The 13,235-nt window shown below is 63.9% G+C and carries 13 protein-coding genes and 2 pseudogenes; 5 read left to right on the top strand and 10 right to left on the bottom strand.

The window, feature by feature from the left end:
- Nucleotides 1-351: 351 nt before the first annotated feature.
- Complete coding sequence (locus tag FLM9_RS03480; protein WP_074457282.1) at nt 352-819, top strand: hypothetical protein; 468 nt, start codon at nt 352-354, stop codon at nt 817-819.
- Nucleotides 820-841: 22 nt separating this feature from the next.
- Nucleotides 842-1,171: a hypothetical protein gene (locus FLM9_RS03485; protein ID WP_074457283.1), complete on the top strand. Its 330-nt coding sequence runs from the start codon at nt 842-844 to the stop codon at nt 1,169-1,171.
- Here the strand turns inward: FLM9_RS03485 and FLM9_RS08725 are convergent.
- Together FLM9_RS08725 and FLM9_RS08730 are read right to left on the bottom strand one after the other, a co-directional pair.
- Nucleotides 1,122-1,427: pseudogene (locus FLM9_RS08725) on the bottom strand (sterol desaturase family protein); the annotation flags it as partial. The gene FLM9_RS03485 and the pseudogene FLM9_RS08725 sit on opposite strands and share 50 nt — an antisense overlap.
- A gap of 64 nt (nt 1,428-1,491) precedes the next feature.
- Nucleotides 1,492-1,938, bottom strand: a pseudogene (locus FLM9_RS08730) (sterol desaturase family protein); the annotation flags it as partial.
- 152 nt (nt 1,939-2,090) lie between these two features.
- Between FLM9_RS08730 and FLM9_RS03495 the strand changes: the two are divergent.
- The gene (locus FLM9_RS03495) at nt 2,091-3,179 is read left to right on the top strand and encodes a Gfo/Idh/MocA family protein (protein ID WP_074457285.1); all 1,089 of its coding nucleotides are present in this window, start codon (nt 2,091-2,093) and stop codon (nt 3,177-3,179) included.
- Between the two features lie 34 nt (nt 3,180-3,213).
- Here FLM9_RS03495 and murD read toward each other — a convergent pair whose 3' ends face one another.
- Genes murD through FLM9_RS03510 form a run of 3 tightly spaced genes read right to left on the bottom strand, consistent with a single transcriptional unit; the run spans nt 3,214 to nt 7,054 of the window.
- Nucleotides 3,214-4,587 (bottom strand): UDP-N-acetylmuramoyl-L-alanine--D-glutamate ligase, encoded by a 1,374-nt coding sequence (gene murD / locus FLM9_RS03500; RefSeq protein ID WP_074457286.1) that lies wholly within the window; start codon nt 4,585-4,587, stop codon nt 3,214-3,216.
- A 33-nt stretch (nt 4,588-4,620) separates the two neighbouring features.
- Nucleotides 4,621-6,582 carry an excinuclease ABC subunit UvrC gene (uvrC, locus tag FLM9_RS03505; RefSeq protein WP_074457287.1) on the bottom strand — a complete coding sequence of 654 codons (1,962 nt, stop codon included), beginning with the start codon at nt 6,580-6,582 and terminating at the stop codon, nt 4,621-4,623.
- Nucleotides 6,572-7,054, bottom strand: coding sequence for a flavin reductase family protein (locus FLM9_RS03510; RefSeq protein ID WP_074457288.1), 483 nt, complete (start codon nt 7,052-7,054; stop codon nt 6,572-6,574). Before FLM9_RS03510 ends, uvrC begins: the two co-directional genes overlap by 11 nt.
- Nucleotides 7,055-7,124: 70 nt before the next feature.
- Between FLM9_RS03510 and coaD the strand changes: the two genes are divergently transcribed.
- Together coaD and FLM9_RS03520 are read left to right on the top strand one after the other, a co-directional pair.
- A complete protein-coding gene (gene coaD / locus FLM9_RS03515; RefSeq protein ID WP_074457289.1) occupies nt 7,125-7,604 on the top strand; it encodes a pantetheine-phosphate adenylyltransferase in 480 nt (159 codons plus the stop codon).
- Between the two features lie 17 nt (nt 7,605-7,621).
- Nucleotides 7,622-8,524: a hypothetical protein gene (locus tag FLM9_RS03520; RefSeq protein WP_143324582.1), complete on the top strand. Its 903-nt coding sequence runs from the start codon at nt 7,622-7,624 to the stop codon at nt 8,522-8,524.
- Here the strand turns inward: FLM9_RS03520 and FLM9_RS03525 are convergent.
- From FLM9_RS03525 to dapF, 5 genes are all read right to left on the bottom strand, one after another.
- Complete coding sequence (locus tag FLM9_RS03525) at nt 8,493-9,923, bottom strand: D-alanyl-D-alanine carboxypeptidase/D-alanyl-D-alanine-endopeptidase (protein ID WP_081340169.1); 1,431 nt, start codon at nt 9,921-9,923, stop codon at nt 8,493-8,495. The genes FLM9_RS03520 and FLM9_RS03525 overlap by 32 nt on opposite strands.
- Entirely contained in the window at nt 9,923-10,423 is a 501-nt protein-coding gene (locus FLM9_RS03530; protein ID WP_074457291.1) for a DUF4330 domain-containing protein, read from the bottom strand. The genes FLM9_RS03525 and FLM9_RS03530 overlap by 1 nt, the downstream gene beginning before the upstream one ends.
- A gap of 119 nt (nt 10,424-10,542) precedes the next feature.
- On the bottom strand, nt 10,543-11,229 hold the full coding sequence (locus FLM9_RS03535; RefSeq protein ID WP_074457292.1) for a DUF1995 family protein: 687 nt from the start codon (nt 11,227-11,229) through the stop codon (nt 10,543-10,545).
- Between the two features lie 32 nt (nt 11,230-11,261).
- Nucleotides 11,262-12,476, bottom strand: a complete 1,215-nt coding sequence (locus FLM9_RS03540) for a cysteine desulfurase family protein (protein ID WP_074457293.1) — start codon at nt 12,474-12,476, stop codon at nt 11,262-11,264.
- Nucleotides 12,466-13,235, bottom strand: a 770-nt coding sequence (dapF, locus tag FLM9_RS03545) for a diaminopimelate epimerase (protein WP_143324583.1), incomplete at its 5' end; no start/stop codon positions are given. The genes FLM9_RS03540 and dapF, both read right to left, overlap by 11 nt.

A 13,235-nucleotide genomic window follows, 5' to 3' on the forward strand; every position in this document is an offset into this window, starting at 1 on the left:
ACGTACAGCGTCACGGCTGGCGCTGGGTAGATGCCCCAGCCGCCTATGGACCCTACTTTTCAAAGTCACCGGGGGCTTGATATACCCTCACCGGCAAGGCAAATTTCGATATTTCCGAGTGGATGGTGCTGCAGCAGGTGGGGTGGCTCAGGGAGCGGCAGGGCTGGATCGCCATGCAGCTGAAGACCGCCGTGGCACGGAAGGTCCTGCGGCAGATGTGGAAGCGAGGCGAGTCCGTTGGGCGGACGGCCGTCTTCTACTGTGGATGCCATGCATCACTTTGGGGCCGCCGTCAATACCTGCCTGCCGGTTTTCCCTGCCTAGCCGGGCCAGCCCTCACGGAGTTGTGGCGTGTTCGACAGCTTGGAGGACTTGGAGCCGACGGGGACAGTAGGTCACCACGACGGCATGTTGATCGCGGGCGTGGATGCCTTCATGGCGCGGCGCCACTTGCTCGGGTGCAACGGTAACTACGTCTGGCGATCAGGTATCAAGCACGACTGCGCAAAGGTCATGGACCTGACGTGCAGCAGGAACGGTGGGCTGGTCAACGGGCCTGGGAAGGTGGTGGAGGTGGAGGATACCTGTCTGTTCCCTATGCTCAAGAGTTCCGACGTTGCCAAGGGGAAGCCGTGCTCTAACCGCATGATGATCATTCCCCAGCAGGAGATTGGCGAGGACACGTCCCACATCCATCCCACATCCAGTGGGGTGCACCCCGCGGTGGGCCTCCTCCGCGCCTACGGAGAGCAGCTTGACGGGCGCAGGAGCCTGATCTACCTGTGGCAAGCCCCGCTTCTCCGTCTTCGGCGTCGGTGATTACACGTTTGTGCCGTGGAAGGTGGCCGTCTCCGGCTTCTACCAGGTTCTGCGCTTCGTCAAGATCGGCCCAATGTACAGGAAACCCGTGGTGTTCGACGACACTGTGTATTTTCTCCCGTGCCGGTCGCAGGACGAGGCAGATTTTGTCCACGAGCTGGTCCAGTCCAAACCCTACTGCCAACTGCTCCACAGCATGATCTTTGTGGCAGAAAAACGCCCCGTCACGGCAGAGGTATTGCGGCGGATCTCGCTGGAGCGCGTTGCAGACGAACTGGGGCCGGGGGACCGGTACGCCACCTTCATGAGGAGAAAGTCGGAGCCGCAGATGCAACTCGCCCTGGGGCTGTAGCTTGCTCACGCCCCACTGATCCGTTTGCGTTCCTCTGCCCAGGTGGCGCCACCAGGGGAGCGAGTTTGGCGCGCCAGCCCTTCGCGGCTGCCATCTTCCGGTACAGCCCGGTCAATCCGTGGAAGAAGACAATGAACGGGTTGACCGTGCCCAGTTGTTCCGTGATGCCGTAGATCACGGGCTCTCGCTCCTTGGCAAACGTGCCGAACATCCAGTCCCACAGAATAAAAATTCCGCCGTAGTTCTTGTCGATGTACTGCTGGTTGCTCCCGTGGTGGACGCGGTGGTGTGAAGGGGTTGTTCACCACGGCCTCCACTGGTTTCGGTAGTGTCTTGATGACCTCGGTGTGGAGGATGGTCTGGTAAAGCTGCACCACCGCCTCGCTGAAGAAGACCACGATTGGGTCGAGCCCGACGAACACCAGCGGGATATGGAAAAAGACGGGGAAGAACCCGTCCAGTGACCCGAAATGGTAGGCCACCGAAATGTTGAAGTACGGTGAACTGTAGTGAACGGTGTGGGTTACCCAGGCAATGCCGACCCGATCCAAGAAGCGGTGCTCGAAGTAGTAGGCCAGGTCGGCCAGTACGACGCAGAAGGCGATGGACCAGAGCGTCACGGGGATCTGCGTCAGGCTGAAGTATTGGTAGACGGTGTAGTAGACACCCAGGTAGAGGACGGCGAGCGCTACGAACGAGATGGTGATATAGGCCGCTAAGGTAATGAAGTTGGTGAATGCATCGGCAATCACCTTCCAGCCCAACATCCTCCTGGAGGCCAGACGGACCAGCTCGACGAGGAAGAATGCGGACGTCGCCCAGCACACCCACCCGTCCAGGGCCAGTTCCCATCCGTAGACCTACTCCGGTGAGATGGCGTGGTTCATCAGTTGAGGAAAATCCCGTTCAGGACAGCGCCATGATCTCCCCTGCTCCACCAATGCGCGTTGCTGTTGCCGGTCTTGGCTTTGGCCGCAAGGTGATTGTGCCAGCGTTGCGGGCCACGGCGTCCACAGTCGTCACGGCCCTCTGGCATCCTGATCCCCAAAAGGCAGCGGCTGCCGCCCAGGCGGAAGAGGTGCAAGGGTTCAGCGAGTTTTCCACTTTGCTGGACAGCGACCATGTGGATGCCGTGGTGATTGCCACCCCACCGATGGTTCGTGCCGACCTGGCCCGGCAGGCCCTGGCGGCGGGCAAGCCCGTCTTTCTGGAAAAGCCGGTGGCGCTCTCGGCTGACGAGGCGCGTCAACTGCGGATGCAGGCCCTACAAGGTGAGCTCATTTGTGGGGTGGATTTTGAATACCGGGCCGTGCCCCTGTTTCAACAACTGGCCCGGCTGGTGCAGCAGGGGGTCCTTGGCCAACCCTGGCTGGTGAAGCTGGACTGGCTCATGAGCAGCCGCGCCGATCCCGCTCGCCCCTGGAGCTGGTACGCAAGACGGGAGCAAGGCGGTGGTGTTGTGGGGGCTCTGGGGGTTCATGCCTTTGATCTGCTGACGTGGCTATTTGGCCCCGTTGCCTCCGTCCAGGCCAGGCTCTCCACCGCCGTCACGGCCCGGCCCGATCCCGCCAGCGGCTGGCTGCGCAACTGTGATGCCGAAGACGTGGCGCTGATTCAACTCACCTTTGCCCGCGGCGTGGTGGCCCAGGTGAATCTCAGTTCCGTCACCCGCAACGGCCGGGGCATGTGGCTGGAGCTCTATGGCAGTCACGCTCAGGTGGTGTTGGGGAGCAGCAACCAGAAGGATTACGTCCACGGCTTCACCATGCGGGTTGCCCGGCGTGGGGGAGCTCTGGAGCAGCAGGAGGAGGAGAGCGCCCATGGATTTGCCCGCACCTGGCCGGACGGGCGCATTGCACCGGTGGCCCGGCTACTGGACTGGTGGGCCGCTGCTGTGGGGGAGGGGCGCCCCATGATTCCCGGCCTGGCGGAGGGCCTGGCCAGCCAGATGGTGGCCGATGCGGTGCAGAAGGCATCCGCCACCGCCATGGCGGTGGAGATTCCCTGACGGGCGCCCCCCGTTCCTGGACACCTGAGTCATCTCATTGCGCCGCCATCATGGCCTGGACGAGGGCACGAAAGTGGTCTCCCCGGACTTCGAAGTTGGGGTATTGATCAAAGCTGGCGCAGGCTGGGGAAAGGAGCACCGTCATGGCGCCATGCTCCAGGGCCAGGGCATGGCTGCGGGGAACCGCCTCGGGCAAGCCCGGCAGCCGTTGGCACGGAATCCGGGGACAGGCCTGTTGCACCTGGGTGGTGAAGGCGTCTCCCGCTTCCCCGTAGCACACCACGGCAGCAGCCTTGGTGGCAATGCGCTCCAGCCAGCCATGGGCGTCCCCCTGCTTGGCCCGTCCCCCCGCCAACAGCACCAGGGGACCGTCCAGGGCCTCCAGGGCCGTGCGGGCCGCGTCATAGTTGGTGGCCTTGCTGTCGTTGATGTAGGTCACCCCCTGGTGGCAGGCGATGGTTTCCAGGCGATGGGGCACCCCGGGAAAGGAGCGCAGCCCGGCGGCGATTTGACAGGGCTCCAGCCCCGCTTCCAGGACCGCTGCCGTGGCCAAGAGCATGTTGAGACAGTTGTGTTGACCGGACATGGGCAGGATGTCTGCCCTGAAAAGGGGGCCGGTGGGGGCGGTGACCATGCCCTCCTCGATGGACAGGGCCGCCTGTCGATGGGGCTGCAGGGCCGCCCCACCGCGACAGGTGACCCAGCGGGCCGTGGGCCAGCAGGCGCGGCGACGCCAGATTTGGGGATCGTCGCCGTTGAGCACGGGGACGGCGCTGCGGGTCACCAGGGCGGCCTTGATGGCGCCATAGGCGGCCAGGCTGCCGTGACGGTCAAGATGGTCTGGGGTCAGGGTGCTCCAGATGCCAATGCGGGGCGTCAGGGTGGGGGAGGCCTCAATCTGGAAGCTGCTCAACTCCGCCACCACCCAGTCAGGGCGGCGCCCCCCGTGGCATTCCCGGGCCAGTTCCGTGGCGGCTGCCCCGCTGTTGCCGCAGATGGGGGCATCCCGGCCGGACTGCTGCAGTAGATGGCCCACCATGGCGGTGATGGTGGTCTTGCCGTTGGTGCCGGTGACGCCAATCCAGGGGGCGCAGGCCATGGCCTGCCAGGCCAGCTCCGTCTCTCCGTGAACCGGCACGCCACGACGGCGCAACTGCACCAGGACGGGCTCCGTCCAGCACACCCCGGGACTGAGTACCACGGCTTGGGGATTGAGCTGCTCCAGGGATGCCAAAGAGCAATTGAACTGCACCTGCAGGCCCTCCTGACGCAAGGCCGCGGCGGTGCTGTGTAGTTGAGGGGTCTGGCGCTGTTCCAGGAGCCACACCCTGTGCCCCTGTGCCTGGAGGAGCCGGGCAGCGCTGATGCCGGAGCGTCCCAAACCGATCACGGCAGTGGGGCGCACCATGGATTCCGCTGGGAAGGTCAGTGTAGCACCGGCTCAGCTTGGGGGATGGAAAAACTCCCACACCTGACGGGCCACGCCGGGGCCAATCCCCTCCACCTGGGCAATTTGCTCCGCCGAGGCCAACTGAATGGCGTCCAGGGAGCGAAAATGGCTCAGCAGTGTGCGGCTCCGCTTGGGCCCCAAACCCGGCACTTCGCTGAGACGGGAACGCTTCATGCGATCCCGGCGCTGCTGCCGGTGGTAGGTGACGGCAAAGCGATGGGCTTCATCCCGCAGACGCCGCAACAGCAGGATGCCCAGTTGGTCGGGCTCGCTGTTCACCGGCTCCTGGGCGCCGGGTAGAAACACCTGCTCCCGCCGTTTGGCCAGGGCACAGACATGGAGATCCTCCGCCAGCCCCAACTGGTGCAGGGCATCCATCACCGCGGAGAGTTGGCCCTTGCCCCCGTCAATCATCACTAGGTCAGGCCAATCACTGAGGCCGACGGTATCCAGTGGGTGAGAACCCTGGCGGCGGTGGCAACCCATGTCCTCTACCTCTGCCTTGGCTTGGGACCAGCGCCGAAAACGACGCCTCATCACCTCCGCCATGGCCATGAAATCATCGCTGTGGCCGGGGGCGATGCTGCTGGACTTCAGCTTGTAGCGACGGTAGTGCTGTCGTGCGGCCAGACCCTGGACAAACACCACCTGGCTGGCCACGGCGTCACTGCCCTGAATGTGGCTGATGTCGTAGCCCTCAATGCGCCGGGGGAGGTGATCCAGGTTCAGGAGTTGGGCCAGATCCTCCAGGGCGAGTTGTTGCTCCTGGGAACTGCGCTGGGCCCGCTGCAAGGCGAAGCCGGCGTTGCGCTCCACCAACTCCACCAGCTCCGCCTTCTGCTGTCGCTGCGGCGTTAGGACGTGAACTTTCCGCTGCCGCTTTTGGCTCAGCCAGGCGGCCAGCAGGTCCGCTTCCGGCAAGGGATGTTGGACACAAATTTCCTGGGGGATTTCACTGGACTCTACATCCCTGTAGTGCTCCTCCAACACCCGCTGCAGCAGATGACCTGGCGGTGCCGCCTGGGGATCCAGATGAAATCCCAGGTGCCCCACCAGCTTGCCGGCCCGCACTTGAAACAACTGCACGCAAGCCAGTTGATCGCTGGCAGCCATGGCAATGGCGTCCCGGCTGAGCCGGTCGTCCGGTAAGGACACCTTTTGATAAGCGGTCAGTCGATCCAGACCTTGCAACTGATCCCGAATCCGGGCGGCCTTCTCGAAGTCCAGCCGTTCGGCATCGCGAATCATCTGCTCCTGCAGGAGGACACGCAACTCTTCGTTGCGCCCCTGAAACACCATGGCCACTTTGCGGAGGGTGCCGCGATAGGTCTCAGGGCTGATGCGTTGCTGGCAGACGCCGGGGCAACGGCCGATGTCGAAGTTAAGGCAGGTTCGATCCCGGTACAGGGGTTGGGGGCGTTGACGCAGGGGAAAGGCCCGCTTCACCAAAGCCAGGGTGTTGCGCAGCAGACCCACGTCCACGTAGGGACCGTAGAAGCGATCCTGGGGAGAGCGAAGACGGCGCCGGCGCGTGATAAAAATGCGGGGGTAGTCCTCACTCCAGGTGATACAAAGGTAGGGATAGCTGGTGTCGTCCTTGAGGAGGATATTGTAGTGGGGCTGATGCTCTTTAATCAGATTGGATTCCAACACAAGCGCCTCGACTTCGCTATCGGTAACGATGAAGTCAATGTCGTGGATCTGCCGCACCATGATTTGAATCCTGGGGCTCAGCAGTTCATGGCCGCGAAAATAGCTCCGCACCCGTACGCGGAGCCTCTTGGCTTTGCCGATGTAGAGGACACGGGAATCCCGATCCCGCATCAGATAACAACCCGGCTCCAGGGGAATCTCCCGCAGCCGAGTTTCCAGTTCATCCGCATGTTGCAGCAAGCCGCCAGCCCGTGCGTTGCGCAACGCACAGGCACGGGTTGCCGCGGCCTCACCCCCCATAGGTCCAGCGGGTGTGGGACAGGGTGAGGGCCTCCCCCTCCCGGTGGAGCACCGCGGTCTTCACCTCACCCACAAACACGGTGTGGTCACCGGCAGCCACATGGCCCACCAGTTGACATTCCAGCCCCCCCAGGCAATTCTCCAACAGGGGCAGCCCCAAGGGTCCCAAGCGATAGGGAACCTCGGCCAGGCGTCCCCCAACAGCCGCTTGCGGGCGAAAGAACTTGGCCACCAACTCCTGTTGCCCCACCTCCATCACGTTCAAGCTGAAACACCCCGTACGCTGAATCATGCCGTGACTGGTGGAATCGGACCGCACGCCCGCCACCACCAGAGGGGGCTTGAAGGAACCCTGGGTCACCCAGCTTGCCGTAAAGCCGTTGACCACGTCAGCTTCCGCAACCCCGCAAATAAACAGGCCATGGGGGATTGTCTTCAACAGGGTTGTTTTGGCTGCAACATCAAGATCCATGGGGCTTACCGCATTGTGTCCAATTTAGTGTGGCAGCCATTCCCCGTTTGGGGTCTCACCAGTGCCAATCGTGCGTGCCCTCTACCCCGGGAGCTTCGACCCTGTCACCCTCGGCCACCTGGATCTGATTCAGCGGGCCAGCCGTCTCTTTGACCAGGTGCTCGTGGCCGTGTTGCGCAATCCCGGCAAGACCCCGGCGTTTTCTCTCCAGCAGCGGCAGCAGCAGTTGGGGTTGGCCACGGCGGATCTGACCAACGTCTCCGTCAAAAGCTTCGACGGTCTGACGGCCAACTTTGCCCGCCAGCAGGGTTGCACCGTGATTTTGCGGGGCTTGCGGGCCTTGAGCGACTTCGAATTCGAACTGCAGTTGGCCCACACCAACTCCTCCCTGTGTGACACGGTGGAGACCCTGTTTCTGGCCACGGCGGCCCGCCACAGCTTTCTGAGCAGTTCCGTGGTCAAGGAAGTGGCCCGTTTTGGTGGTGATGTGTCCCATATGGTCCCCGCAGCAGTGGCAGAAGACCTGAACAGGCACTTTAATTCGGGTTAGCCGATTCCCCTTGTGCCATGGGTCCGTCCCCTGTGTCGTCTTCCAGCAAAGAACTTGACGTCATGCTGGATCAACTGGATCAACTGGAGGAGATCGTCCTGCAAGGTCTCCGCCTGCCACTGACCGGGATGTTGCTGGTGGACGAGGATGATGTCATCGAAGCTCTGAACCGGATTCGCGAAAGCTTCCCCCCAACCTTTCAACAGGCCCAGGCCTTGATCGACCAGCGGCAGGACTACCTGAAGCAGACCCAAGTCCAGGGTGCGTCCATCATTCAGCAGGTCAAGGACAAGCGGGAACAGGTAATCCAGCAGTCTGTCCAGGAGGGTGAACGTCGTGCCAAGCAGGTGCTGGCCGAGGCGGCGGCACAACGGGACATGATGCTGGACAAGGCGCGGCAGGCCGTCGCCCAGCAGGAGCAAGTGTTGCAGAAGAAGATGGAGCAAACTGAGCAGCAATTTGCGGCCCGTCGCAGCCAGTTAGAGCAGGAGTACATCATCCGCAAGGAGGAGCAGAATAAGCAGTTGGAGCAGCGGCGCCTCCAGGCGCTGCAAGAACTGGAGCGCATCAATCAAGAGAAGGTCAGACGCAAGGAACGTGCCCAGCGGGAAGTTGAGGACATGCGGCAGGACATGCGGACCTTATGCCAGAAGGCCCATGCCCACTGTGAAGAGTTGGCGCGGCAAGCCACGGCCACCAGACAGGAGGCTGACCACTACGCCCGGCAGGTGTTGGACGATCTCAGCAATAAGCTGCGGGACCTTCAGCAGGTGGTGTGCGCCACGCGCCAGGGGAGCGGCAGTGCAGCCGTCTCTGCCCATGACCGCCCAACGGCCACACCACGGCAGCGGACCACCGCCCCCCAGGGAACTGTCGCCACCACCCAGTTCAGAGCACACGAGGACAGGAGGAGTGCTTGAGCACCGCCTCCAGAATGCCCACCATGCGGGAGCTTGGTTCCGCCGAACCATTGGCCAGCACGCTGAAAAACCGATACCCATGGGGGGTGGCCATCCGGCCGGAGAGTGCCTTCACACCACGGATGGTGCCCGTTTTTCCCACAAACTTCCCTGTCAGGGATGGTGAACTGGAAAAACGCTCCAGGGTTCCCGTGCGATTGGCCACGGCCATGGTTCCATACCATTTGCTCCCATTGGCGTGGTGCTGCATGGTGAGCAGCAGACTGGTGTAGAGGCGGGTGGTGCTGCGGTTGGAGCGGCTCAGGCCGCTGCCGTCGGCAATGGTAACCCCGTCCACGGGAAGGTTCTTGTCCTTGAGCCATTGCAGGGTGACCTGGCTGGCTTGAGTCAGATTCCATGTTCCACTGCCCACCCTGAGCAGCACCTCTGCGGTGTTGTTGTGGCTGTCCGTATTGGCGCGGGACATGAGGGATTGCAGTGGCTGGGACAACTCTTCGTGGATCAACTGACTGCCCTGTGGGTTGGGTGAGTCCGCAGGCACCTCCGCCCACTCGAACCTGTACCCCTGCCGATTCAGCGCCTGGCTCCAAATCCCCGCCAGCCGCTTGGGGGGGTGAGAGACCGCGTAATCCCCACTGCTGTTGGCGCTCACCGCCAGTCGCGTTACCGGAGCGCCATAATACCAGTTGCGATCAGCACTGTGCCAATCTGCAGGCCACCAGTGTCGGGGAACCAACTCTTCAAACTCCATGTTGACGGTGCCTGTGTGTACACCATGGCCGGAGAGGGCAGCCGCCATGCGCGCCACCTGCTGGGGGCCAAAGCCGGGATCCCCCTCCCCTTCCAGTCGCAGAGTGCCGTTGGGCAGGCGCCAGAGGGAGGTTTTGAGGCGGTGGTTCAACCCCAGGCGGTCAACGGCCAGGGCGGTGCTGATGAGTTTCTGGTTGGAGGCGGGAATACGGGGCACATGGCCGTTGACATCCGCCATCAGGCGACCGAAGGAATCGGCAACCGTCACACTCCAGGCAGAGCGTTCACTGCCCAGGATGGCCAACACCTCCCGCTGCAGCGGGGCACAGCTCACATGGGACTCCAAGCGGACGAGGGCCGCCAGGGATGGGGGCGGAGCAAGCCATGGGAGGGCGGGCTCTTGCGGTGCCGTAGAGGGTGTTGGCAGGGAAGGAATCTGCCCCGGCGGCGTGGCCGCCCCCACGGTCTTCGGGGCAGCGGTTTCTGTGGCAGCCCCATGTCCAGGGGCGTCATGGGCCACCACCGTAACGGGTTCACCGCCGGCCACCTGATCCAGCAGCTCCAGCAGGCCCTGGCCATAACTTGCAGGCGTTGACAAGAGGGGCAGCATCAGCCCCAGCAGCACTGCACGCTTGCGCTGATTCCCCATCAGCCGTCCCCCTTGGCCAGTCCGCTGACCACGCCCTTCAGGCGGTACAGCCTGCCCTCCACTTCAATGGGAACGCCAATTTTGAGGTTGGTGTCCCCCAGGGCAAAGCCGGTTCTGGTTTCCTGCCCCTGCCCTTGGAGAACCAGCTGGGCATCAAACGTGGCGAACTCCTGATTATTGGGATCCGGGATTGTGGTGCCATCCGCCAGGGCCACCAGGCGGTGCCGCAGGTGCCCATCCAGCACCTGAAGGGTTCCGGAGGGCTGGTTGCGCACCACAAGCCGTGTTTCCCCTTCCTCCTTGATGCTGGCCAGGAGGGCGTCCGGGTCCGCTACGGGGATGTGCTTGATGTCCACAATCACGTCAATGGGTTCAAGATAGCCACCAGCGGCGGCCAAACCGGTCATCAGCTTGGGGCTCCAGAGCAGGCCGGCCGCGGCCAGGGTCAGGGCCACAAGGGCCCCCAGATCCACCGGATGGAGACGCAGCCAAAGTTTCATGGCGCGATGGAAGACGTGCTGAACCGGATGGTACCGATGCTCCGGAGCCTCTGCCAGACCTGGTGGCCTTCTCGGTCAGGCGCTGCCGATCAAAGCCACGGCCCTTGGCTGAGCCTGGCTCAACCCATCTGTTGCAGCAGGTCATCGGTTGCCCTGGCCAGTCCTCCGGCCAAGCGGTCTTGCCCCAGAAGCTGGTCCATGGCGCTCCCGTCCGGTCGCTGGGGGAGAGATGCCATAAGGCGAAAGCCGTCGGGATCTTCCCGGAACAGCTGCCAAGGGCCAGGGTGGGCATAGGCCAGGGCGGCTTGCTCCAAGGGATAGAGCCCGTACACCAAGTGCCAACGGGCCAGGAAGCCGCGCCGTCGTGCGCGGGCGATGCTGCCGATGCCCACCGCAGCATCCTCCAGCCTGGGATTCAGGACAATAACGGGACGCTCCCCAAGGGCTGTGCAGGCGGTTTCAAAGGCCGTGAAATCCGGTGCTGTGGGGGTCACAGCCATGTACAGGGGGGCATTGGCCGGGCAGCGGCCACTGGCGAGATCAGCAAAGGTGACGGCTGCGGCCGCAGAACGGTCAAAATCCCGCCTGGCCAAGGCTGCTGCCCCCATGTCGGCAAAGGCCAGCACAACGGTCCCTCGGTTCTCTCGCTGCTGCAACGCCTGGCACAGCCCATGGGCAACGGTAGGCCAACGCAGCCCTTCAAACCGCAAATCCACTTGCAGGCGGGTCAGGCCATCAGCCAGGGCGGCCTCCAGGGCGGCGGCACATTGGCGGCGGGCGGCGTTGAGGTCAGTGGGGAGATCCATGGGCTAAGGACAGAAACAACAGACATGAAGCATCACCAACGAGTCTGCCGGGCCGATTCAGGCCTGCTCAGGGGAGCAAGGCGGCAACAGAGTTGGCGCACCACCTGGGGCAGCTCCCGGAGGCGGTCTTCCACCACAGCAGTGTCTCTGCCACAGAGCCAGGGGCCGAGGCACAGCCTTAATCCACTGCGGGCCCGGGCCGGGTCAATGCCCATGGCCAGCAGGACCGTGCTGGGCTGGGCCGAACCGGAGCGGCAGGCGGAGCCACTGCTCACGGCATAGCCACAGCCATCCAAGGCCCGCACCACACGGCTGCCCTCCAGTGGTTCACCCCCCGGTGTGCCCACCAGACAACTGATGTGACCAGGGAGGCGGTCCTCGGGATGGCCAGTTGGTTCAATCCCCGGCACGCTCCAGAGTTGCTCCCGCAACTGGCGTGTCCAGCGGTGCCAGAGGGGCACCGACGGCTGCTCCAGCGCCCGCCTCGCCTCCTGGGCCGCCACGCCAAAGCCCACCGCCAGCGGCACCGCCGGCGTACCGGAGCGTAGCCCCGATTCCTGACCCCCCCCCAGATGCAGGGGCGTCAAGGAGAGGCGCGGGTTGCGGATCAAGGCGCCAATCCCCTTGGGACCGCAGAATTTGTGGGCGGAGATGGTGAGCAGATCCACCCCCAAGCAGCGGGTGTACAAGGGCGTCTTGCCACAGAGTTGAACCCCGTCGCTATGAAAGGGAATGCCACGGCTGCTGCAAATGGCGCCCATGGTGGCCAGGGGTTGGAGGCTGCCGACTTCGCTCTGGGCCCCAATGACCGACACCAGGTCCACCGGTCCCTCATGGAGGCGCTCCAGCAGGCTCGCTCTGCTGAGACGACCCTGGCTGTCAGGGCGCAGCAACTCCAGCCGAGTTGCCGCCCGCTGACGGTCGTGCAACAGGTTGCCCACTGCGGGATGTTCCACCGCCGAGCAGACGGCGGCTCCCCCCACAGCGCCCAGCACCCCGTGGATGGCCAGGTGATTGGCCTCGGTGCCCCCGCTGGTGAACACCACCCAATCCGGCGGCACATCCAGCAGTTGGGCCACCTGCTCCCGCGAGCGTTCCAACGCGAGACAGGCCTGACGACCCTCCTGATGGCGGCTGGAGGGATTGCCCCACAGATCTTCCTGGGCAGCGGCCACCGCGGCCCGCACCCCTGGGCTGGGGGGCGTGGTGGCGCAGCCATCCAGATAGAGGCGCGGCTCAGTGGGCACGGTGGTCCCAGTCCGGCACCGGTTCACCGGGAGGGGTGACGGGAGGTCCGCCGCGCCGCTGGGTGCGTTGGGCCAGGGAGTTGGCAGCTAACTCCAGCATCTCGTCCAGGGAGGTGTTGGCCAGAAACGCCATGGCCCTGGCCTGGGCCGCTGCTTCCGTGTTGCCGGTGGCTTCGTTTTCCGCTTCAGTCCCCAGTGAATCCAACACCACCTGGCCCATAAAGGTGCGCTGGGCAGGCCCCGTCATGAAGATGTGGTTGTCGTCGCGCCAGTGGATGGTCAGGGTGCCGCCGGGGAGGGTCACCCGAGCCTTGCGTTGGCCGAGCCCCAGCAGATGGGCGGCCACCACTGCGGCACAGGCTCCGGTGCCACAGGCCATGGTGGGACCCACCCCCCGCTCCCACGTCCTCAGGCGATGGTGCTGATCATTGAGCGCCTGGAGAAAATGCACGTTGGTGCGATTGGGGAAGGCGGGATGGGTTTCCAGTGCAGGCCCCAGTTGCTCCAGATCCACCTGGTCCACGTCCGCCACGGGGATCACCACGTGGGGATTGCCCATGCTCACGGCCGTCACCTCCAGCACCTGACCCGTCACCAGGAGTCGTTCAGCCACCACTTGCCTAGCATCAACCCCCAAGGTGGTGGGAATGGCCGACGGCTCCAGGTGGGGCTCCCCCATGTCCACCGTCACCTGTCCCTGGTCCTGCAGCCTGGTGCCCATGGGACCCGCCATAGTTTCAATGGTGAGGGTGTGCGGGC

This window comes from Candidatus Synechococcus spongiarum (genome assembly GCF_900047545.1).
Classification (GTDB): domain Bacteria; phylum Cyanobacteriota; class Cyanobacteriia; order PCC-6307; family Cyanobiaceae; genus Synechococcus_B; species Synechococcus_B spongiarum_C.